This window comes from Halomonas litopenaei, assembly GCF_017303055.1.
GTDB classification, from domain to species: Bacteria; Pseudomonadota; Gammaproteobacteria; order Pseudomonadales; family Halomonadaceae; genus Halomonas; species Halomonas litopenaei_A.
Genome location: NZ_JAEKJT010000008.1, coordinates 49338 through 73366 on the forward strand (window position 1 = coordinate 49338; position 24029 = coordinate 73366).

11 protein-coding genes are annotated in these 24029 nt (G+C 60.9%); 4 read left to right on the forward strand and 7 right to left on the reverse strand.

Annotated features, from left to right (window positions below):
* The first annotated feature begins 68 nt into the window (after window positions 1-68).
* The 3 genes from JF545_RS15935 to JF545_RS20165 all read left to right on the forward strand — a co-directional run bounded on the left by JF545_RS15935 (window position 69) and on the right by JF545_RS20165 (window position 5157).
* Window positions 69-1112, forward strand: a complete 1044-nt coding sequence (locus tag JF545_RS15935; RefSeq protein WP_206943705.1) for a hypothetical protein — start codon at window positions 69-71, stop codon at window positions 1110-1112.
* Window positions 1113-2363: 1251 nt separating this feature from the next.
* Window positions 2364-3959, forward strand: coding sequence for a glycosyltransferase family 2 protein (locus tag JF545_RS15940; RefSeq protein ID WP_206943706.1), 1596 nt, complete (start codon window positions 2364-2366; stop codon window positions 3957-3959).
* 103 nt (window positions 3960-4062) lie between these two features.
* Entirely contained in the window at window positions 4063-5157 is a 1095-nt protein-coding gene (locus JF545_RS20165) for a glycosyltransferase family protein (protein ID WP_206943708.1), read from the forward strand.
* A 411-nt stretch (window positions 5158-5568) separates the two neighbouring features.
* Here JF545_RS20165 and JF545_RS15950 read toward each other — a convergent pair whose 3' ends face one another.
* The 5 genes from JF545_RS15950 to JF545_RS15970 all read right to left on the reverse strand — a co-directional run bounded on the left by JF545_RS15950 (window position 5569) and on the right by JF545_RS15970 (window position 18769).
* Window positions 5569-6876 (reverse strand): aminotransferase class I/II-fold pyridoxal phosphate-dependent enzyme, encoded by a 1308-nt coding sequence (locus JF545_RS15950; RefSeq protein ID WP_206943709.1) that lies wholly within the window; start codon window positions 6874-6876, stop codon window positions 5569-5571.
* Window positions 6873-14543, reverse strand: a complete 7671-nt coding sequence (locus JF545_RS15955) for a type I polyketide synthase (RefSeq protein WP_206943711.1) — start codon at window positions 14541-14543, stop codon at window positions 6873-6875. Before JF545_RS15955 ends, JF545_RS15950 begins: the two co-directional genes overlap by 4 nt.
* On the reverse strand, window positions 14540-16246 hold the full coding sequence (locus JF545_RS15960) for an LTA synthase family protein (protein WP_206943713.1): 1707 nt from the start codon (window positions 16244-16246) through the stop codon (window positions 14540-14542). Before JF545_RS15960 ends, JF545_RS15955 begins: the two co-directional genes overlap by 4 nt.
* Before the next feature lie 49 nt (window positions 16247-16295).
* A complete protein-coding gene (locus JF545_RS15965) occupies window positions 16296-17558 on the reverse strand; it encodes a capsule biosynthesis protein (RefSeq protein WP_206943715.1) in 1263 nt (420 codons plus the stop codon).
* A gap of 587 nt (window positions 17559-18145) precedes the next feature.
* Window positions 18146-18769 carry a histidine phosphatase family protein gene (locus tag JF545_RS15970; protein ID WP_242520916.1) on the reverse strand — a complete coding sequence of 208 codons (624 nt, stop codon included), beginning with the start codon at window positions 18767-18769 and terminating at the stop codon, window positions 18146-18148.
* Between the two features lie 226 nt (window positions 18770-18995).
* Between JF545_RS15970 and JF545_RS15975 the strand changes: the two genes are divergently transcribed.
* A complete protein-coding gene (locus tag JF545_RS15975) occupies window positions 18996-21884 on the forward strand; it encodes a sensor domain-containing phosphodiesterase (protein WP_206943717.1) in 2889 nt (962 codons plus the stop codon).
* 32 nt (window positions 21885-21916) lie between these two features.
* Here JF545_RS15975 and JF545_RS15980 read toward each other — a convergent pair whose 3' ends face one another.
* Entirely contained in the window at window positions 21917-22552 is a 636-nt protein-coding gene (locus JF545_RS15980) for a hypothetical protein (RefSeq protein ID WP_242520917.1), read from the reverse strand.
* 81 nt (window positions 22553-22633) lie between these two features.
* Window positions 22634-23095, reverse strand: coding sequence for an Rrf2 family transcriptional regulator (locus JF545_RS15985; RefSeq protein WP_206943719.1), 462 nt, complete (start codon window positions 23093-23095; stop codon window positions 22634-22636).
* Window positions 23096-24029: the final 934 nt, after the last annotated feature.

Genomic DNA, 24029 nt, shown 5'->3' on the forward strand with positions numbered 1-24029 from the left:
CTGACAAATTCATGTTCATCGTTTTGATACTGATGATAGGCGGTATGACTATTTCCGGTTGCCGGTGAATGTCACGTTACCTCCTCAATGGCATAATGTGTGCTGTTTTACGCTGCATGAGAAAATACTTCGTATTCAGAGAGGTGGCTGTGAGCCCGTTATTTTTTATTCACATACCAAAGACGGCAGGGACTAGCTTTCGTTTAGGGATGCAGCAGGCTCTTGGTGAACAGTCAATTATATATGATTATGGTTCGCATTCGTTGACTACGCACCCACTAGTTCGTGAGTTTATTTATGAAGGACGTGAGGATGCGTGGCAGTTTTATCGGGGGTGTCTCGATATACAGGCTAAGGTTGTGGCTGGCCACGTTGAAGCCACCAAATACATTCCTGTCTTCGGGGCGACTCAGGCCTTGACGTTTCTTCGTGAGCCCCTCCAACGAGCCGCCTCTGAATACTGGCATTTTCAGCGACATGATCGGTATAAGGGATCCTTTTCTGAGTTCATTCGCTTGCATAGTTTTGTCAATCGACAGAAGACGATCCTTAACGGTGTAGATCCTGAAGCGTTGGGGGTTATCGGATTGACAGAGCGATATTCCGAAAGTCTTGAACTGATAAATACCCGCTACGATATAGATATCCCCCCTAAGGAGGCTAACCTTTCTAGTCGTCAGTTAGGAGCACGTCATGAGATTGAGCCCAAGGATGAGCGAGATTTCTATCAGATAAATGCGCAGGAGGTAGAACTCTATCAGCACTGTTGCAAACTATTCGACATGCGTATGGAACTTTACCGGCGTAACCTGCGCTATTCCCATTGTAAGATGACTTGTTGTAATACAGAGAGCGTATCAGGTTGGGCTTGGTGGGAGACGGACGCGGATGACCCCGTGGTGATTGATGTTTTGGTCAATGGCGAGCGAGCGGTTACGGTGCCTGCTATGCAGCCTTGTGATGACGTGCAGAACTGGTTAGCACCGAGAAGCGGTTGTGTAGGGTTCAAGGTGGCGATCAAGTTATCAGCGGGTGATGAAGTGCAGTGTCGAGTCGCAGATACCGGTCAATGTTTCCCCATCGAACCTTACCGAATAGCGGCACCACATTGACGTGGAGCATAAGACTATCTGCAGACTTGAGCACGCAGCATGAGTGAGGATAGTACGTCTTCGGTGGTGTTACGACTTCTTGAGCGAGCGAACTTTATCGTCCACCCTCAGCGGTATTGGCGGCCTTGGAGTGGTTTGGGAAAGCTCGGGAACGGTCGTCTCGACTGGCAATGGGAGGCTCTGGATGATGATCCCCAGTTTCTTCAGCGCAGGCACTTGCCCCTTCCCGGGTGGCATATGGTTGAACTCGACCTGGACCATGATCAGCGGCACGCGCTAGTACGTCTGTATTTTGATACTGGTAGTGGCTTCAGTGAAGAGGAGTCACTCGTAGTGCCCTTGCGAAACGGGCGCATCAGTAAGCGTCTCGTGTATGTCAAAGGATGGCTGAAACGCCTACGCTTTGATCCTCTTGATTCGCCTGGTCGCTTTGCCGTCAGACATTTTCGTATCGTCTGGCTGACACCCTGGTTTGCCCATGATCGTCTGAGTCAGCGACTGGTGAACATGCATCATCGTTGGCGAAATGTCCCACGGGCAAGTGTGATACAAGGCTGTCGTCAGCGCGCCAGGTTGGAGCGGCGGCACTGGCGTGAATTGGCTTTGGCTGACTACGAAGAGACGTTTGAGTGGATGTGTTCGGGTCAAAGCTATCCCCAGTGGTTACGCGAACGTGGCTGGGAGGAGGCGTGGGAGCGTCTAGACGAGCAGGATACTAGCGTATCTTCTTGGCCTGTTGGGCCAGTGATTTCTCCTGTTCATCGTGTTGTGGCTCGGTCCGCCACGCTAATGGGTGAGGGCAACCTATATGACCTCGAAAGGGTGGATGGACGGGCGGAAAGGCGGGATGAAGAGACGGTCAGGCAGCAAGATGCCCATCCTCCACTGCCAGCGCGTGAGGCGGTAAAGGCTGGAGAGGTCATCTATCGCCAGAATTGGCGGACGACCAGCCGACAGGCCGATTTTGGGGAAATTCGCGCCGGTACCGAGGGGCTCCGTGGCTCCCGCGCACGTGATCGTTCAAGAACCCGTCAGTCGAAAAGGAAGGCGGGGGGGGCGCGATCTCGCGATGACAGTCGCAGTCGACAGCGGGTGATGCTGGAGCACAAGAGATCGTTTGGGCGTATGGATGTTCAGGGGGAGTCGCGGTTGGTCCGTTCACAGGCCGGCCCCAGGTTCTCCGCTCGGGACGTGCCTGGTGCGGCCCAGGCAGCCGACGCCCATAGAGTCTGTCACCCTACGACACCGCAGGTGTCGATTCTGGTTCCCGTCCACGACCCCGTGCCGGCTCATCTGCGTCAATGCCTTGAATCGGTACTGGGGCAGGACAGCCCCCATTGGCAGCTGTGCCTGGTAGATGATGCTTCCCAGGACCCTCAGGTGATTGCCCTGCTTGAGGAGTTTGCTGCAAGGGACAACAGAATCGAGCTCGCACGCCTCGAGCAGCATGGGCACGTATGCGCAGCCAGCAACAAGGCGCTATCCATGGCCAAGGGGCAGTACATCGCCTTGTTAGACCATGATGACATGCTATCGCCGTGCGCCTTGAGCTATGTGCTTGAGGCTACCAGCCTGTTTCCCGCGCCACTGCTCATGTATAGCGATGAAGACAAGATCGACTCCCGTGGCTATCGCTGCGAACCACACTTCAAACCAGGGTATAACCCAGACCTGCTGTTGGCACAGAACTACATCGCTCACTTGTGTGTGTTTGATATCGAACTGGTACGTCAACTTGGGGGCTTCCGCCCTGGCTTCGAGGGTAGCCAGGATCATGATCTTGCGTTGAGGGTGTGTGCTGCGGCGGATCCTGATCGCGTCGTCCATATCCCACGCGTGCTTTATCACTGGCGTGCTTCTCCCGGCTCTACGGCCTTGTGCAGCGACGCCAAGCAGTACGCCTTCGATGCCGGACTGCGCGCCGTGGCAGACCATTTGCAACAGGCCCGCAGCGGGGCTGAGGTAGAACCAGGGCCGTTGCCCCATACCTACCGAGTTCGCTGGCCGTTGCCTGACCCTCTACCATTGGTCAGCCTGCTGGTTCCCACCAAGGATCGTATCGATCTGTTGGCGCCCTGCGTTGAAGCGATTCTCTCGCGCACCCGTTATCCGCACTTCGAACTGCTGATTCTCGATAATGACACTCGCTGTCCAGAAACGCTGGCATACCTCAAAACCGTCGCTGAGGCGGATAAGCGTGTCAGAGTAGTGGCGTGGAACCACCCGTTCAATTATTCGGGAATCAATAACTTTGGCGCCCGCCATGCTCGGGGCGAGTTGCTCGGTCTACTCAATAACGATATCGAGCCGATCAACGAAGATTGGCTAGATGAGATGGTACGTCACGCGGTGAGGCCAGATATCGGCTGTGTCGGTGCCAAGCTCTACTATCCCAACGACACGATCCAGCATGCGGGCGTTGTACTTGGCATAGGGGGAGTGGCTGGGCATGCCCACAAGTATTTCAGTCGTCACGCTAACGGTTACTTTTCGCGGTTGATGCTGGCTCAGAACTATTCTGCGGTGACGGGGGCCTGCCTGCTCGTTCGAAAGTCGCTGTTTGATCAGGTAGGCGGACTGGATGAGCGCCACTTGCCTATCGCCTTCAATGATGTCGACTTTTGTTTGCGAGTCCGCGCTGCCGGTTATCGCAATGTATGGACGCCGTATGCCGAGCTGTACCACCACGAGTCTGAGTCTCGTGGTGCCGATGACAACGCCAGCAAGCGGGCCAGAGCCAGTGGTGAGGTGCTGTATATGCGCAGCACCTGGAAAGAGCAGCTCGATCATGACCCCGCCTATAACCCCAACCTGACCCTGGTTCATGAAGACTTCTCTTTACGCTGATAGTGGCCGTATCGGGGCGCTGGGCGATGTCAGGCGAGACACTGGGCACGTTGGCTGTCGTGGCATTTCCTGCTGGAGCTTTTCTGGGGGGGGAACCCAGCGTGTGAAAGCTGATGATCTGAAAGGCGCAGTCGGACGGCGCCATGCAACGGGAAGCCTGAGCGCCGCCCGAGCAAGATGGCTATTGCTTAGCGATGGTGCGCTGCCCACTGAGGATATCTACTTTATGGCGACGGCGGCGCCCGGGTTGCGCAAGGCCGGCGCCAACGTGACTCGATTGAATACTCGACGATGGGTGACCCCCAGACTATGTTGGCCTTGGCTCGGGCGCCTGTTGTCCGGGGCACAGGTCATTGTCTGCAGAAGTCTGCCTCGCCCCTGGCTTGAGCTGCTCGAGTCGCAGCGTGGCCTTTTGGCGAGTCTGCATTATCTGCTGGACGATGACATCGGGGCAGCCGCGGAGGATGCCAGCCTACCGCCGCCCTATCGCGAGCGTATGGCCTTGCTGTCCCGCTATTGCGTGCCACGGCTATTGGCCCTGGCTGATGAAGTCGTGGTGGCAAGTGAACGGTTGGCCCGTCGTCTCAGTAGCCACCACGGGACGGTGACGGTGTTGACGCCGGCTCTAGGCTCATTGCCTGGCGCGGCGACTCCGCTGCCGGGTGACGGGCAGTGGCGGCTGGGATATCACGGTACCCGAGCCCACCGAGAGGACCTTGCAAAGATCAGCCCAGCCCTCGTCAATGTCTTGTCGTCGTTTGACAGCGCCTCGCTGGAGGTGGCGATGGGGGCATTTACCCCTGAACCGCTGCGCGACCATAAGCAGGTCATGATCCTTGCACCCATGGAATGGCATGCCTATCGGCGACGGCTCGGCCAGACGCGCCTGCACGTAGGGCTTGCTCCGCTGTGGCCATCAGCCTTTAACAGCGCCAAGTCACACCTCAAGTTTCTCGAGATTGCTCGCATTGGAGGGGTCGGTGTCTACAGCCGCCGTTCGCCATATCAAGAGATCGTCGATGATGGCGTGGATGGTGTGCTGGTAGATGATGATGGTCTCGCCTGGCAGGAAGCCCTGGAGCGGTTGCTGACGTCCCCTGAACAGATGCAGGTCATGGCTAGGCGTGCCTTGGAAAAGGCCGCGGATATAGGTAACCCGGCGAGGCACGAAGCCTTTTGGCGCGAGCGACAATGCTAGGAAAGTGTTTGCAATACTCAAGGCTTGCCTGACTAGGGCTTGTACGAAAAGTGCCTGCGCTTGGTGATACGGCGTTAAAAATCGGCTGGTACGCCAGCCCGGTCAAAATGCTCATTTACACCTCGTAAACTGCGCTTTCTCACCAATTTTTGCCTTGTCTAACCTTCGCTCGTCGACTTTTCGGACAAAGCCTAGGAAGCTCACTTCAATCTCTCTTCTCTCTTCTCTCTTCTCTCTTTTTCCCTCCCCTCGCTTTCTCCCCCTTTCTTCTCTCTCCTCTACTGCTTCTCCCTACGTTGATGGTTCCCCATTCACGCTGTTGCTGCTCACAGGCTTGGGTGGCTTCTTTGTTGGATCATTTTGGTTTTCCGTTGCTGGGACAAAGGTCAGGATCCTTCAATCACTACCATTTCATGACGATGTCGCCATCAATCTACCCAGCGTTTGCAGGGTGACGTCGATCTGCTCGTGTGTATGTTCGCTACTGACGAAGAAGCGCAGGCGGGCGCTTCGCTCTGGCACGGCGGGATAGAGAATTGGCTGGACATTGATGCCAGCCTCCAGCAGCCGGTGAGAGAGCTGGGTAGCCTTGGCCGAATCGCCCAGAATAACGGGAATGATGGCATGGCCTTGGCAATGTCCTGTCTCTAGTCCTAGCGCTCTGCAACCTGCCAGTAGACGCTGAGCGTTGTGCTGCAGGGCGGTGACGCGCCACGGCTCCTGCTCAAGAAGCTCGAGCGCGCGAATCGCAGGGGCCCCGAGCTGCGGTGCCAGGCCAACACTGTAAAGGAATCCTGGCGCCAGATAGCGCAGGGTGTCGATCAGCGGTTGGCAGCCGGCAATGTAACCACCGCTCGATGCCAGTGCCTTGCTGAGCGTGCCCATCCAGATATCGACCCCGGCGGCAGCTACGAGGCAATGCTGGTACAGCCCTTGTCCGGTCGCTCCCAACACCCCTAGTGAGTGCGCTTCATCCACCATGAGCCAGCACTGATGGTGACGCTTGACGGCAATGAATCGGGTTAGGTCCGGCGTATCACCATCCATCCCGTAGAGCCCTTCGATCACCACCAGTACCCGCTCAAAACGTTGGCGGTGGCGTCGAAGCAGCTGATCCAGGGCGTCGGGATCATTGTGAGGAAAGCTCATGCGCGTGGCCCCGGATAGCTTGGCGCCGACGAGCACGCTGTTATGGATCAGGCTATCGTGAACGATGAGATCGCGTGGCCCGACCAACATGGCAATGGTGGACACATTAGTCGCGTGGCCACTGACGAAGGCCAGGGCATCGTCGCTCTGATAGTGCTGGGCCAGCGCGCTCTCCAGTTTTTGGTGGAACGGCCGTTCGCCGGCCACGATGCGACTGGCGGAAACGGAGGTCCCATAGCGTTCGATAGCGTGACGCGTCGCGGCGATGACCCTGGAGTCTCCTGCCAGTCCCAGGTAGTCATAGCTGGCAAAGTTGATGACATTGCGGCCCTGTAGCTGACTAATGGCCCCCGCTCTGGCGTCATGACAGCGGAAGAAGGGGCTGGCGACACCTGCCCCGCTGGCGAGTGAGCGCATCATGCTGATCTGGCGGTAACCTTCCAGCGTGCTGAAGTCGGTGAGGTCTGGGTGGGCATCCTGGCGGCCAGGCCGCTCGCTGTGGCTCGCATCCTGCCGCCTGGCCTGATCGAGCCATTGTCCCTTGAATGCCTTGCGTTCGTCAGGCGTCATGACCCCTCCTTCTCGGCCTCCGCGCAGGCACCGTGACGGTGGGCCAGGTGGGTCTGCTCGTCGTGTACCGTGTCGGATGGGCCCATCGCCTGTTCGCAGATCAGGTTGACGGTGCGCTTGAGCGTTGCAGCGTCTGCCAGGGCCATGGGAGACAGTGTTACACCCAGCTGGTGATCGATAGCCGTCACCAGCTCGACCCCCATTAGGGAGTCGAACCCCAGTTCAGAGAGACGCTTGTGGCCGTCGATCCGCTCCGGCTCGAGCATCAGGATGCTGGCGAGCTGCTGACGTACCACGCTTTCCACGATCTCCACCCTCTCGTTTTCGTCCAGGGTCGCCAGGTCGATGTGGGGGAGAGGCGCTTCCGAGCTATCCGTTCGTTGCCACTGCTGGCGCAGGTCGTCAAAGCGGCGCTGGGCGGGCAAGCCATCGACGGGGCCAATCACCGCGCCGACCCCGATATCCTCGTTGATGGCCTGTTGCAGATGGTCCAGCGCCTGGCTGGCACGCAGCTGACTGCCTCCCATGCGCTTGGCCAGTGACTGTTGAAGGGAGGGATGGCGCGCGAGAAAGCCGGTGTCCTCGATGATGCCCCAGCTCAGGCAGGTAGCGGGCAGGCCCGCCCGACGTCGTCTCACGGCAAGGGCTTCCAGCGCCGTATTGGCGGCAACGTAGGCGGACTGCCCAGGGCTGCCGAAAACGGTGGTGGCGGAGGCATACAGTACGAACAGCTGCAGTGGGCAGTCGCGGGTCAGGTGATCCAAATGCAGTGCCCCCAGCAGCTTGGCTCCTAGCGTTGTCTCCAGGTGGGAGCGCTCCAGATGGTGCACCAAGGCGTCATCGATGGCGGCCGCCGCATGGATGACCCCTCGCAGGGGAGGGCGCTGCTGTTGCGGGTCCTTGATCAGCGCCGCGAGCGCTGTGCCATCGGCAAGGTCCACGTAGGGAGTCTCCACGGTAATGCCCTGGCGATGCCAGCGATCGACTGCCGCCTTGGCTTCGGCGCTGCTGGCGCCTGATCGAGTTAACAGCATCAGGTGGCGGGCACCGCAGTCCACCAGTCGCTGGGCAGTCACCAGCCCCAGCCCCGATAGCCCTCCGGTGATCAGGTAGCAGCCGGCTGCATCGAGCCAAGGTTCTCCAGAACTGACCTCATCCTCTGCCAGTGAGCCCGGCTCGTGGTCGCTGTGCTCAACGCCTGTCCTGATCACGTGAGAGGCGGGAGCGGTGGCGACAGCGCTGTCCGGTAGCTCGCTCTGGTGGGCCGTGTCAGGGGCGGTCACGATGATCTTGCCGATATGTGCGGCCTTCTGCATGTGGCGAAAAGCATCGACCACGCGATCTGCAGTGAAGACGGTACATGGCAAGGCGTGAAAAGCACCCGAATGGAAGCCTTCCATCAGTTGCCCCAACAGCTTTCCGGCGAGAGCGGGTCGATGGGACAACAGCTGGTCGGAGTCGATGCCGAAGTAGCTCAGATTTTGGCGAAAGGGTCTCAGCCCCATCGGCGTATCCTGGTAGAAGTCGCGTTTGCCGAGTTCCAGGAAACGACCGAACGGCGCCAGTACCCGCAGGCTTTGGTGAATCGCCTCGCCAGACAGGGAGTTGAGCACAACATCAACGCCATCACCTTGGGTATCGTCGAGGATCTGTTCAGCGAAATGCAGGCTGCGCGAATCGTACAGGTGGGTGACGCCAAGCAGGCTTAGCATATCGTGCTTCGCCGGGCTGCCTACCGTCGCAAAGACCTCTGCTCCCTTCCACTGGGCGATCTGTATGGCAGCAAGGCCGACGCCTCCGGCGGCACCATGGATCAGTATTCGCTCGCCCGGAGAGAGCCGAGCCAGATGTTCCAGCGCGTAGAACGCGGTCAGAAAGGCGGTGGGTACTCCGGCGGCAGCGATGGGGTCGACGCCAGGAGGAATCCGCGTCAACGCGCTAGCACCAGTGACCAGGCGGGAGGAGAAAGCGTTTGAGCCGAGCCCCATGACGAGGTCTCCCGGCGCCAGTTCCTCGACACCGCTGCCCGCGGCTTCAACGATGCCTGAGAACTCCAGCCCCAGGCCTGCGCCCGAGAACCCTTGTTCCAGGGCCTCGTCGCTCAGCATGCCGAGGGCATACATGACATCGCGGAAATTCAGTCCCGTGGCCAGCACCTTGACCCTGACCTGATCGGCGTCGAGGGCATCAGGCGCATGGCCGCTGGTGAGCGCTGGTTGCCAGGTCAGTCGTGATAGCTGTCCCGGATGGCTGATGGCCAGGCGCTGGTCGTTCGCGCCGGTCGCCACAGGCGCGGACACTGGCCTGCCGCAAGCCGGGGGGAGCTCTGGCCATCGGCGCACGCGAACCGCGTAGCGATCTCCCTGGGCAGTGATCACGGTTTCCTCTTCGCCATCGTCCTGCTCAAGTGCCCGGCCAAGCGTCTCCAGCGCCTCATCGGTCAGGACAATATCGACGGCGCGACAGCGAACCTTCGGCCGTTCATTTGCCAGGCTGCGCCACAGTCCCCAGGCGGCGGCCTGCTCAATCTCATCAGCCGCCGTGCACCACATCGCGTCCGCCGACCTTGGCGTGGCGCCGTTCAGCAACGGTGCCAGCTGGCAGGTGACCAGCGTCATGGCTGCGACCTCAGGCAATCGAGCGAGCTGGCTAAGCTGTTCCAACCGATCGAGACAGCGACGGTGGGTATCGAGGGGGAGGCTTGGCTCTTGCTGCGCACTGGTGGCTGTAGCGCCAGTGGCTGGAGCAGGCGCAAGAGGCGCTGGGTGATCGCCTGTGGCCAGGCCGCGCAGGTCGACGAGATGAATGCGTGTGCGCTCGTCACTGGTCAGATGTTCAAGCTCAGCCGCCAGGTCACTATCCATTAGGCAACGTGGCATCAGGCAGTGTGCTTGGTTTGCTCCTTCCCTTTCCCCTTCTCCTTGCCCTAGCTGCGGCAGCAGGCGCTGCGCTGCTTGTTGGCTACGCTGATCGGTGATGAGCCAGAGTGCCGGTGAGGAGTTGGCAGCGGCCTCTGCCGTGTTGGGCTCTGCCAGTACGGCGTGAATGATCGCCGGTTGATGAGCACCCGTACGTGATGGTGGGCTGAGAATGTCAAAGCCATGGTCGATGAGATACCGACATATGGCGTCGTGTCGGGCCGGACGAGCGGTTGGGTACAGTGCACCCAGGGCTTGCCACCAGCGGGTGGGAGGGGGCGCCAGGATGATCAGCTGTCCCTGTTCGGCCAGACGGGCCCTGGCCTGATCGATGGCCTTCAAGCTGGCATCGAGATCGAGGGGTGTGGTGACCACCCAAGCCAGTTGAGCCGGAGGCCCGGCCGTGGATGTCGCCAACGATATGGCGCTGTTGGCGTCGGTCAGACGTTGGGCGCGCTGGCGCGAAAGCTCGTCCGAGACGCAGATCTGCAGCGTGATGCGGCTAGGCTGAAGCACAGGCAGCAGCGCCTCCGCCAGGCGTGGGGCCGCCATCCCCGCCTCCACCAGGCGTACAGGCTGAGACGAGGGAAGCTCCTGGTGCAGCGTGTCGACCAGCCCACGGACCTGCTGATGCAGTACCTCCCATAGAGCGTCATCCATCAGACTGGCCGCGGCAGGCTGGAGCTGTTCCAGAGTCAGGTCGTCGATGACCTGGTGCGTCCCGACCAGCAGCGACGGCAGGTGCTGGCCAAGGCGTCCAAGCGGGCCTAGCAACGCCAGTTGCTGAGGATATTCCGCCAGCAGTAGCCGCCACAGCGCGACGGGCGCAGGTTGCCCATCTTCGCTAGCCGCGGTGGTCGAAAGCTGCGCTTTGTCCTGACAAAGGGGCTCTGGCGAGTCACCCCCTGAGACGGGGCGTGTGGTCGGGAGCAAGGCCTCGAGCCGGTGTGCCACGCTGTCTTCTGTGATACCGACGCTTTGCTCTGTCCTCGGCTCGCTGGCTGCAGCCTGGCCGGCGGCCTGTGCAAGCCAGCGATCGCAGAGGTGATTCAGCAGCACGCTGAGTTCCTCCAGCACAAGCCCGTGGCGGCCGTTGATCACCTCCTCGAGCTTAGCGGCTAGACGGCTGCCGTGCTGGCCGATCGGTTGCGGCGAGAGTGGCGCGGGGACCAGGGTCGACGTCAGTCGTTCCACACTGCCTGTGTCGTTAGAAGAGACTCCGCGTGGCAAGGGCGTGGCGGCAAAACGCACCGCCTCAAGGGCGGCAACACAGCCACCGGCGTTGTAGAGCCATAGGTCGGCGGTGAACGAATGGGGGGAGCGCCGACGTATGACGGCTCTGGCCAGTGTCGGCTGGCCTGAGCCGCGACGAAACTGAAGTCGCGACAGTCGCACGGGTAGATAGCCACGTTTCTGGGGTTCTCCCAGCAAGGGAAGACACAGCTGCAGGGCGCCGTCGAGTAGACCGGGAGGCAACTCCCAGTTGGTGTCGTCCTCTACCATGGCCAGCGTGGCCACGGCCTCCTCACCTTGACACCAGATATGCTCGAGGCAGCGATAGTCACCGTGGTAGTCCAGTCCCATGGTCTGGGTGAGCTCGGTATGCTGCTCGCCGCTAAGCTGGGAAGGGGAGTCGGGTAGCTCGGGAGTTGGCTCCTGCAGCGTGCGCCCCAGGCAGCTTGGTGCCAGGCGTGCCGTCAGTTGTGGCGTCCACCGATCTGCCTCGTCGAGTCCTCGGGTCTGCAGGCTGACACGACGCTGGGCATCCACTTCAAGCCGGGTCAGACGTCCCAATGGGTCCTCCAGTACCAGCGGAGCGAGGATCTCCAGGTCGTTGATCTCGAGACAGGCGGAATCCTCGAGTGCGGCAGCGGCGGCCAGCACCATCTCGACCTGAGCCGCGGCAGCGAGTACCGGCGTGCCACCGACACGGTGGTCTGCAAGCGACGGCAGCGTGGCAGTGCTCAGGCGTTGATGCCACACGGCCAGCGTAGGATCTGGGCGGTAGCCCAGCAGCACATGCTCTTCTCGAGCGATCAGCGAGTGGTCGCCCCAGCCGCTTGGGCGGGGCCAGTGGTGGCGACGTTGCCAGGGGTAGGGCGGCAGCTCCACGGGGGCATGGCGTCGATCAAACCAGGCGGCGAAGCTGCCCTGCACGCCACTGAGCCACAGCCTCGCGGAGGCTTCTTCGAGCGTCGCCGAGGCATCTTTGGTGCGCGCCAGGGTAGTGACATGCAGGACCGGTTGACCATGCAGCCGGTACTGGGCCTCGATATAGCGTTTCAACAGCGGATGCCCACCAACTTCCAGCAGCACCGAGTCGCCGCGCTCCACCAGAACATCGAGGACCTCGCGAAACCTTACCGGGGCGCGCAGATTACGCCACCAGTAGCCAGCATCCAGCGGAGCGTCGATCAGCGTTCCGCTGACACTCGAGATCATCGGCAACTGGGGTGGGGTAGGGGCCAGGTCCCCCAGTGCATCCCGCAGCGAGGGTTCCAGTTCGTCCAGTAAGGCACTGTGAAACGGATAGTCCAGCGGCAGGCGAAGATGACGAATACCGGCGGCGGCAAGCTCATGTTCCAGCTCCGTCAGCGCTGCCAGTGGTCCTGCCAGAGTGATATTGCCGTGGCTATTGTCCCCCGCCAGATCAAGGGCAGCGAAGCGAGGCTGTTCCAACCAGGGCGCTATATCGTCCAACTGACAGGCGATGGCCGTCATGCCGCCCCGGTAGCGAAGCAGACTCTGCAGGCGACTGCGCTGGAATACCACCTCTACCGCATCGCTGAGTGACAGGGCCCCACAGGCCCAGGCCGCGGCCACTTCGCCTACGCTGTGGCCGGTCACCGCCGTCGGTACTATGCCCGCCGCACGCAGCCATTCGGTCACGCCAACCTGTAGCGCAAAGAGAGCTGGCTGTGCCACCAGGGTGTCATTCAGCAGCTCAGCATCGTCGCCTTCCGCCAGCAAGGTGAACAGCGAAAACCCACCGCGTGGTGCAAAGCAGTCACTGACCTTGGCGATGGCATCCCGGAAGACGCCACTGCTGGTAAAAAGCTCTCGTCCCATGCCTAGCCATTGGCAGCCGTTGCCGGTGTAGACAAAGACGGGCCCGAGGGGGGCCGCGAGACGCGGCTGCCGCCACACCGCTGGCGGCTGGCCGGCAGCGCTGTGCGCTACATCGGGGGAGTCGTCGCCCCCTGATGCTGGCGTAGCCGCCAGCTGGCGCAGCGCCGTCATGGCCTGCTCGTGATCACTGACCAACGCGATGGCCTGGTGGCTTAGCCGTTCACGATGCTGGGTGAGGGTCCAGGCCAGGGCCTCCAGCGCTGGTTGATGGTGCTCAAGGTGGTCGGCAAGCTGAGCGGCCCGCGCCGCCAGGGCCTGCTCGTCATGGGCGGACAGTACCAGCGGCCAGCGCTGTGCGTTGGGCATTGGATGAGTTGCCACGGCAACCTGGGTAGGCGCTGTCTGGCGTGGTGGTGAGGTCAGCACGACGTGGGCGTTGGCTCCGCCAAAGCCGAAGCTGTTGATGCCGATGGTCAGCGGGCCACTGGCAGCCAGCGTTCGGGTATGACGAACGACCTCCAGATTGTGGTCATCCAGGCGCAAGGCAGGATTCAAGCGTTCAATGCCGATCGTGGCCGGAACCCGGCGGGCGCTTAGGCAGCCCAGGGCCTTGTAGAGTCCAGCCATGCCCGCGGCGGTCTCGGCATGACCGATGTTGCTCTTGATCGAGCCGATAGGCAGGGGCGTTGAGCGATGCCTGCCGAGTGCTTCGCCGATGGCAGACACCTCGATGGGATCGCCCACGGGGGTGCCGGTACCATGCGCTTCCAGGTAGTCGAGTTGGGCCGGCGCGATTCCGGCGCGCGCATAGACCTCGGTCAACAGACGCGACTGAGCGTCGGCGCTCGGCACCGTAAGTGCGCTCTTGTGGCCATCGGTATTGACGCCGGTCGCCGCCACCTCTGCCAGGATCGGGTCGCCGTCGGCCAGCGCCCGGTCGAGCGCCTTGAGCACGACGACCCCGGCGCCTTCCGCGCGCACATAGCCGTCCGCCTCGTCACTGAAGACGCGGCAACGGCCGCGTGGGGACAGCATGCCCGCACGCGAGAAGGCGATGAAACCGAAGGGATGGAGATGTAGACAGACTCCGCCAGCCAAGGCGGTGTCGCACTCACCGCTGCGAATGGCCTGGCACGCCTGGTGAAACGCCACCAGTGATGACGAACAGGCGGTGTCGATGGCCATGCTGGGGCCCGTGACGTCCAGCAGGTAAGACAGCCGATTGGCGGCGATGCTGAAGGTATTTCCGGTAGCGGACAGGCTGTCCAGTGACGCCAGGTCACCGGTGTGCCGATAGGCGAAATCAGGGCTGGAAATCCCCACGTAAACCCCGCAGCGCGTTCCTCTCAGTGTCGATACCGGAATAGCGGCGTGCTCAAGGGCTTCCCAGGTCAATTCCAGCAGAACACGCTGCTGCGGGTCCATGGTGGCAGCTTCTCTGGGAGAAATGCCGAAGAAGTCGGCATCAAAACCGCTGATATCCCCGAGGGTCCCGGCGGCCATGCTGACGCTGGTCCCCAGCGAGCCTCGCTGCGGATGATAGAAACGACGAGCATCCCAGCGCGAGGGATGCACCTGCGTGACCAGGTCACGCCCGGCCAGCAGGCTCTGCCATAGAGACTCGCCGGGCTGTTGTGGAAAGCGGACTGCGTTTCCGATAATGGCGACACGCCGGGTCATGGCGACTCCTTCTGCCGACGTACGCGGCCAGACACGTTGGGAGAAATGCCGTGCGAGAAGTGCGGCGATGCGGACGATCGTCGTTCGGCATCTTGATATGCCAGGGCCGAGGCGGCATCCAGCACGCCATCGGCCAGCTCGGTGAGCTCCGTCACCGGTGGCTGTGGGTCAATACTGGCGCCCTGGGGGCTCCATAGCAGAAAGGGTGTTTTGCCATCTGGATCGCCGAGCCAGTCATAGCTGGCGCTCAAGATAGGCACGTGATCACCGTAGGCACAGAGCAGTCCCGGGCGCGACTGGCCTGTCAGTGCCTCGGCGAGGTGGCCGATCATGGCGTCGATGTTCGCCAGATGGTGCAGATAGATGTCCAGCTCGTGACTTACCTTGTCCGGACGCCGGGCGTCTGGAGTCAGCCAACGTAGCGGCGATGGCATAGGTTCGAGCAGAAAGGGCCCATGGCTTTCCATGGTGATCACCAACACCATCAACGGCCGGGGATCGGGATCCTGGAGCGCCCGTTCGACACGCTCTGCCAGTACCGCATCGGCCACGTAGGGGCCGTCGCGACGCTCGTGCCGGAAGTTGTCGAGATCTTCAAAGACATCAAAGCCTAGCCTCGGCATCACCTTGTCTCGCTGATAGAAGCTGGCCGGATAGGGGTGAAGCACCAGGGTCCGGTAGCCGAGTTGGGAGCAGGCGCTGGCCAGGCTGGGGACCTGTTGGCGAGCCAGCTGGTGGTAAGGATTGAAGCGATGCATGCCGAGGGCGTCAGCGCTCAGCCCACAGAGAAAGGCGGTCTCGCTGCGCACGGTATTGGCGCCCCAGGCGGGCACGCTAAGGCGCCCATGGGCCAAGGCGCTGGCGCAAAGGTGGTCCCAGTGGGAGAGCACCTCAGCAGGCACCCGCGAATACCAGGGACGAGGGTCGAACAGCGACTCCCCCTGGACGATGACCAGGTGAGGCAGGTTGTCCACCGAGGGCCTGAAGGGGGGCGTGTGCTGAGACAGCGGGATCGATGGCTGGTTGAAGTGCATCCGTCGAGGTTGGCGCAATGAGATGGGGGCGCGAGAGACATCGATCGGTGTGTCTGGATAGCGCGCGAAGGCCCAGAAGCCTGCCCATAGCCCCAGTCTGCGGTGATGGGCAACAGGATCCAGGCTGGCCCCTGGCAAACGCGTCAGGCCCAGCGCCAGAGCTGCTGACGGCGCCAGGGCCAGGAAAAGCCACCACAGCACGCTCTGCTGAGGGCCAAGCATGGACACCAGGCTGGGCTCCAGCCACCAGAACGCCGCGATGGCCAAGAGGCCTGCCAGGGTCGCTGATATGGCCAGCGTGATGCCGAAGAAGGGCAAATACAGTCGCGGATGACGCACCGCGTCCAGGAAGTACTCGAAATCCTGCAGCAGGAAGGGTTCCTTCAGGCTCTGCCATTTGGCCTGGTGGCTGCGATGCACGACCCACTGCAGGGTAAGGGTGATGACCATGGCCAGCATGCCGCGCTGTACCAAGGCCAGCCAGAGCAAATAGACAAGACCCCATGAGCCCATGTGGACCAGCCAGGCGGACGCAGGGCGTTGGCGCGATGGCGCGCGTTCATCGGAAGCCTCGAGGGCGAGGCTGAGCAGCGTGCCGAGGGGAAGACCAAGCAGCCCCAGGCACAGTGCTGTTCTCGCTATCTGTGTATCCAGCCCGGAGGTCATCATGACAGGACATCCTGGCCGAACCCTCGGTTCCCGGCGGCTGACCCAAGGCCTACGCAGCGCATGGCACGCATGACAGCAACTCCTCTAGTCGAGAGCGTTCGGTACACAGGCGACGGGTGCTGTGGTGGACCGCCAGTGCGATGCCTGGGCGGCAGTAGAAACTGCCGTTGAGCTGAACGGTATGGAGCAATGTTGTTTTCAGTGCCTGGAATAGCTTGCCGTCTGGGCGGGGCGGTGCATGCCAGAAGTCTGCTGGTACCCGACGTCGAGATAGCGTCAGGCCCGGCAGGTTGTAGATGGCATTCCCGAGGGAAAGTAGAGGGCAGTTATTTTCCAGCGCCACAAAGCCCGAGGTGCTGTTGACGGTAATGGCTCCCTGGGCGGCAGGCAGCAGGTGATTGAGGTCGCCGCCCTCGATGAACAGCAGGCGATGATCGATCTGCCACTCCCTTGCCATGCTCTGGGTATGCCGACGAAGGCCACTCAACCCCGGATCGAGAGGATGATTCTTGACCAGTAAGCGAGCGTCGGGAGGAGCAAACTGAGCAAAGGAAAGCAGTACCTCGCGCAGTACCCTGACCATGTCGGGATAGTCTGAGTGACAGCGAATCTGCGCATCGCTGTCCAGCTGCAGCAGCAACACAAAGTAAGGCCCAGGATGGCCAAGAAACTCCCTCAGGCGACGAGCTTCGCTGGCGCGGCCAAGACGCTTGCGCGTCAATTGCCGTAGATAGCCGGCGTATTCGCGCGGTGCACTGACAGGAGCGTGGCCGCGGTAGCCGGGAAACAGCAGTGGATTGGAGAGCCCTGCCAGGTGGTAGAGGACGTCATGGGTGGCACGCACCCTGAAGGGACTGAGGCTGTGTTGTGCAGGGGGCGGTGGGCCGAGCCTGGCAGCGGCTTCCACAAACCAGTCTGGGTCCTTGGGGAGCCGGGAGCAGCCGTTGACGCCATCCGGCTCCAAGGTGATCCAGTGGGGTCTAAGGTAGCCTTCTTCAAACACCTGGACGCGAAGTGCAAGCTGCCGGGCAGCCTGGATCGCTGCTCGATGGTGAGGGCGCTGATCACCAAACACCACAAGGTCGGTGATCCGCCATTGGCTCATCCAGGTGGCAATCTGTGACGTGAAGTCCGTTATCCCGCCGCGAAACCGACGACTGCCCAGCCGCCAGCGGTAGACCAGGTCACCGCCGCACAGGTCTATCAGATGCACGCCGTGCCCACGTTCCAGCAGTTCACGACTGAGCTGTGTGAAGAACGGTGAGCAGGGGCCCTGTAGCAGCAGGAACTGGCGAGTCCTGAGCAGCGTCATTGGTTGGGCACCCCTAACCTGCCGGGCCGCTCTAATCGGTGGCGCAGCCCGAGGGCGAGATGATCGCTCGTGTCCTGGCAGTGACTCGTCGACAACAGCAAGGCGCGCGATGATTGGCCATCCACCGCTAAGCCGCGGTGCTGAGACGTGGGTTCCATCATGCGAGCCAATAAAGTCCTGTGTCAGTGAAACGCCTGGCAGCGACCACAACGCCTTGGCTGGCTGCGCCGAGGCTGAGGCATCTGAGAACGATGCCTCTGAGAGCGATGCCTCTGAGTGTGATAGAGGTGTGGTTCGCAACATATCATGCGGGCGAGTGACGATTTGGTACGAACTTCGCAGAATCGGGCGCTAAAAGTACGAGATCCATGACAGTCGCTGCTTCTATCCGATGGCTGCACAGCTTTTGTCGGCCAGGATAGGCGTTGATCGCGCTTCTGGGACTTTTCCACAGGACATCTCTGTGTCGTCCACAGTGTTGTGCACAGGCAGGAGCCTGACAGGGCTGCCGGTCGGGGAGGGTGCTGGTCACGTGGGAGACGTACCGGCGAGGGCCGCCCGCCCGTCAGGGACCCGTGGAAACGGCGTCAGGAGGAGGTGGTGCCAGCGGCATCGGCGCCCACGATCAGAGGACGGATATCTGCCGGGGCCAGTGGCGGCTGGTCACGATGTGCCGACAGTGGCTGCCCGCTGGCGGCTGTCAGCAGGATGTGCAGTGGATCGCCGTGGCTGACAAGCAGGATGGTCTGGTGGTGAAAGCGGGCCTCCAGGTCGATGATCAGCGCGAACATACGCTGGACAACGTCCGCGACACTCTCGCAGCCTTGAAGGTGGTGATGGGGGTTCTCGGCATCGTGGCTCCAGATAGAGGCGTAGGCGCTATCCGGACCCTGGTCGAGATCACCGAAAAAACGCTCTCTAAGCCGTTGGTCGGGCGTGGGCGTGAGCGAGAAATACGCGCCGACGTGCTCGGCGGTCTGGGTGGTACGCAGAAAGTCGGAGTGCACGATATGTGTCGGTGTCGCTAGATGCCAGCTGTCGAGTCGGTGCTGCAGCTGCTCCTCGCCCTTGGCAGACAGGCCATAGCCCTCGCAGCCGTGGGTGGGGGAAGACACGATCAGTCCTCTGGCATTGGCCTGGCTATGTCCATGGCGCATCACCAGATAGTGGTTGTGGCAGTGAGGAAGAGCCACTGTAGTGGCGTCTGCCATGGGCGTAGCTCCCGCTGCATGAGGCGTTGCCTCGAAACGGCGTGGGGTAGGCGAGCGTCTGTGACATCGCCGTGTCACCCAACAGCATAGGCGCTGGCAGAACAGGATGCATCGTCAGCTTTCATCACCATGGCCTATAGCGTGGAAACCCGCACTGCGATGTCTGCCCCAATTCAGCTATTCTCGATACATCGAATGCCTGATTCAGGGATGGGTCGCTCAGCCGATGAAGATGGACGCCCGCCGAGCCTTTCAGCGCCTTGCCGACAGCCTCTCTCGCGAAGTGGGGGGAGACTTCTTTGTTCATCTGGTAGAACGCCTGGCGGTGATTCTTAACGCAGATGCACTGGTGGTGGCGGTGCCCGTCGGGGACGGCACGAGGCTGCGCACGCTGGTGTTGTATGTGGATGGCGAATGCCTGCCGAATATCGAATACGTGTCGGCGGGGACTCCCTGCCATGGCGCCATGGTCAGTGGCGCCTGCAGCTATACCGAAGACGTCTGTCATGCCTTTCCCGACGACCAATGGTTGCGTGAGTTCAAGGCCCAGGCCTACTCCGGCGTTCCCATGCATGGGCCGGATGGAGAGTTGCACGGGGTGCTGGTGGCGCTGTACCGCCATCCTCTGCGCCAGCAACATCTGGTGGAGGAGGTGCTGAGAATTGCCGGTGCCCGCTGCGGCGCTGAACTCTCCCATCAACGCACCGAGCGCAAGCTGGCATCTACCGCGATTCAACTGGAAGCCACCAATCGTCAGCTGCAGCGAACCCATCGCGCCCTGACACTGCTGCGTCTGGTTAACCGTGCCGTGATCCGGTTGACGGACGAAATGGCCGTACTTGAAGAGGTCTGTCGACTGGCTGTTGATCAGGGGAGCTATCGCTATGCCTGGGCAGGGTTGGCCCAGGACGCACCCGACCATCGCATTCTGCCGCTGGCCAGTGCCGGCGGTGCCGATGAGCTGCTGCGCCATGCCAGCTTCAGCTGGGATGCTGACGGACGCCACGGACAGGGACCGAGCGGGAGAGCCCTTCGCGAGGACGTAGAGCACCTGGTGGCCGATTACGCCGACATGGAAGACCGCCCCAACTGGGTCCAGCGCTTCGGGGTGAGGGCTGAAATCGCCTTGCCGCTGCATCTGGGGAGTGGGCGCCGGGGGGTGATGGTGCTGTTGATGGACACGCCCTATCGCGCCAGCGACGGTGAGCTGGCGCTATTGAGGGAGCTGGCGGGCAATCTGTCGTTTGGGCTGCAGGCCATGCGTGCGCACCAGCATCAACGCCATACACAGCAGGCGGTGCTGGATATGGCGGAAGTGGTCACGGCCCGCAGTGATGACGCCTTTTTTTCTCAGTTTGTGCGTCGGCTGGCCAAGGCTCTGGGAGCAGACGGTGTCTTTGTGTCCCGGGTGGAAGAAAGTGTCCCGCTACAGGCTACCTTGTTGGCTGGATTGGTGGATGGTCAGCCGGTGGCACCGTTTCACTACTGCTTTGAAGGCTTGCCTTGCGACGATGCCTTTCGTGATCTGGAGCACGTGATTGCGCGAGGGGTAAGCGACCGCTACCCACGTGCCCAGGAGATGATCGGGTTCCGTGTGGAGGCCTACGTAGGGCGCCGCCTGGAAGACGCCAGCGGGGATGCCATTGGCACATTATTCGTGCTGTTTCGTGAGCCTTTGCACGACCCAGAGCCCGTGTCGCACCTGTTGCGCATCTTCGCCGCAGGCGCGTCGGCGGAGCTGGAGCGGCGACGCAGCGACGCCCATATCCGCCGACTGGCGTTCTTTGACCCCGGTACCGGATTGCCCAACCGCGCTAACTTCATGGAGTGTCTGCAGAGTGCCATCGCCCTGGCGCGCACCGAGCAATACCGGGTCGCGCTGATGTTTCTGGACCTCAACCGGTTCAAGGAAATCAACGACAGTCAGGGCCACGATGTAGGTGACCAGGTACTCAAGGAAGTGGCTGCACGGTTCAGCGCCTGCCTGGGCAAGCAGGGAACCCTCGCTCGCCTGGGCGGCGATGAGTTCGTGGTCATGGTCGAGCGGGCTGACGAAATCGGCACGGCTCAGGTCGTGGGGCGTCTGCTCAGTGCGCTGAATGCTCCGGTGGTGCATGACCGTCATCGCTTCAACGTGGAGGTGAGTATCGGCGTTGCCTTCTTCCCAGAGGATGGGGATGGGCCCAGAGAGCTGCTGAAACACACCGATATTGCCATGTATCACGCCAAGGAAAGCCGCAGCGGTTACCGTTTCTACGCGCCGGAAATGGGTCGTGACCTGCGTCGTCGCCTGGTGCTGGCTGCGCGCCTCGATGATGCGCTGGCCGGAGAGCGGCTGGAACTGTGTTTTCAGCCCTGCGTGGCGTTGGGTAGTGGGGCTCTCGTTGGGGCCGAGGTGTTGTGCCGCTGGTTCGATGCCGAGCTGGGTTGGGTGAGCCCGTCAGAGTTCGTCACGATCGCCGAAGAGCGTGGCATGATCGAGACCTTGGGCAGCTGGGTGATGGAGCGCGCCTGTCGCCAGCTGAAAGAGTGGCAGGACGCTTCGCTGACGCGCTTGCCGCATCGCCTGCACGTCAATTTGGCTGCCGCACAGTTTGAGGACCCAGACCTGGCCAAGCAGTTGACCGACATTGCCAGTCGCTATGGGATCTCGCCGCAACAGCTTGGGCTTGAGATCACGGAGAGCGGCTTCATGAAGGACCCTGAGCAAGCCGTGCGAATCACCGACGATCTCCGCCAGCGAGGCTTCTCGCTGTCTATCGATGACTTCGGCACCGGCTATTCGTCCCTTGCCTACCTGAAGCGTTTTGCGGTGGAGGCGGTCAAGATCGACATGTCCTTTGTCAGCGATATGCTGACAGACAGCAACGATCACGCCATCGTGGCGACCATCATCGCCATGGCACGGCAGTTGGGATTGATCGTGGTCGCCGAAGGCATCGAGACCGCCGCTCAGCTGAAGGCCCTGCGCGAGCTGGGGTGCGACCATGGCCAGGGTTACCTGCTGTCGCGTCCACTGAGCAGCGAAGAGTTCGCCCAGCAGTGGTTGATGGGTGAGACCAGCAGAGGACCCCTGACAGAGACCGAGTCCGCCGAAGGGTATCGTCCTGGCTAGATCGTACAGGCTAGATCGTACAGGCTAGGTCGTCATGGCGAGATAGAGGGCGAGCCGGTGGAGTCGCCTGCCTCCTGAGAGCACAACCGGTTCAAGCGCGACAGCGCCTCATCGGCGCCTGCCAGTGAGAAGCGTAAAAACCAATAGTCGCTTTCCTGCTCGGTCATGCGCAGTCGGAGATGCAGCGTACTGCCGGTACTCAGGCGTGACTCCAGCAGCGGCATGTCCAGATCTTCGACGTGGACATACAGACCATCATCGCCCCGCTGCGTAGAGAGCACTGCCGTCCCGGTCTGGGCGGTCTGCTCATCCACCAGAATATCGACGGGCACGCGGTTGACCACTTCACTGCGCGACTGACGTTCACCCAGGCTGCTCCTCAACTCAAGCCAATGGATGGCACAGCGCCCTGCCGTGGCATTGATGCTGAGCAGCGTATCGCTGTAGCTGGTGTCTTCGAGGGCGCGTACATGTCGCTCCCCGCCTAGAGAGGCCGTCAGCGACTGCCAGCGTTGGTGACGTTGTCCGTCGGCGACATTGAAGCTGGTGGCGAATACGGTTTGGGAGCTGGTCAGCGCGCCTACCAGGATCGCCATGCCAAGCAGACGACTGGCACCACGGCGAATACCCCGGTGAACGGAAAAGGCATGGGACAGCAAAAACGGCATGACAGCTCCTGACAGCGCTCGAGACAGAGCTCAGGAGGCTAGCACTCACGGGCGTCTCTGTCCCGGCCTTAGCCGGTGCGATCAGGCGCTCTCGGCTTCCGGTGTCAGCGAAATCAGCTTCAAGGCGTGCAGTCGCTGGCGGCAGTCAGTGGTCATCAGGTCATCCAGCGTATAGCGGTCGAGTACTTCCAGGAACGCTGCCAAGGCCTCGTTGGCGATCTGCTTGAAGCGACAGATGGGTGCCATGTAGCAGGCGCTGTCGTCCCCATCGCACTCGACCAAGGCCAGGCTGTGCTCCGTATCCTTTACCAATGTGCCCAGGTGGATGCTGGCGGGTTGACGCTTGAGCGACAGCCCTCCGTGCTTTCCTCTGACGGCGGACACATAGCCCAGGCGACTGAGTTCCTGGACCACCTTCATCAGATGGTTGCGAGATACCTCAAATCGCGAGGCAATTTCGGCGATGGTGGTGCGCTCATTACCTGATTCTGCCAAGTACATGAGAACGCGAAGAGAGTAGTCAGTAAAACGTGTGAGGTGCATGGGTCGTATCCCGGCGCCCTAGGGCGGCAGTTAGAAAGCGATAGAGGAAGATCTTTATCGGGTTCGACTCTATCAGGGGAGGGCAATACTAACGCAGGTATGGAGCATGAAAGTGAAGTAATGCGTGGAAAAACCTACAGCACATGACCTATATCAATTACTCGAGCGTGAGCAGATTTCTCATCATCTTTGATGTCATCAAAACCTCACTATAATTTGAATGTAGCATGGAACTTTTCTTGAAATAGATGAAACATGAATTAATGAGTTCGGATGACCGCATTGGTTTAGTTTTCATACCTCGTTCGGGGTATTTGGAAGAAAGTCTGCTGATGTGGCTACCACGATTGAGACTTTATTCGGCCGGCCAATCTACTGGGCTATCAGCGAGTGAGCAGAGAGAAAGCCGGACAGGCAGGGGCTGGAGGCGCCGTACGAAGGGGGATGTCGGTAAGGGAATGAGTCACTTGTGGCGCAGTGGTCTCGCCTTTTCCAGATGGATTTCACTACCATACAGCGTAAAGCGTCACTATTTTTTTCATCGCCTAGGTGTCGATAAATGACTAAATCGCGACATCTGACTGACCCACCGTGACGGCAATGTGTCTATCAAAGGGGGTAGATTGGGATGGCGAGGTAACATTTTCAGGATGTGATGAAGAGACCTCGAGAGCGAGAAAAATGTATGATTTTTCTGGAATATCCAGCAATGATTGTGTGGTCAGAAATGCGTGTTTTAGCAAAGTGCTTAAGGAAGCCTCTCTCCTGGGAAGCGGATCGACGGGCGTGCCGCCATGGAGCAAATCTCGCTGAAGTATGTCTGGATAGTCGTGGCTCTTGATAAATGGCGCAGAAGCATGTCGTGAGCATAGCGTCGCGGGCATAGCAGGGGAGATAACGCGCCAGGGGGCATGTTACGTGCGTCATGACGTCT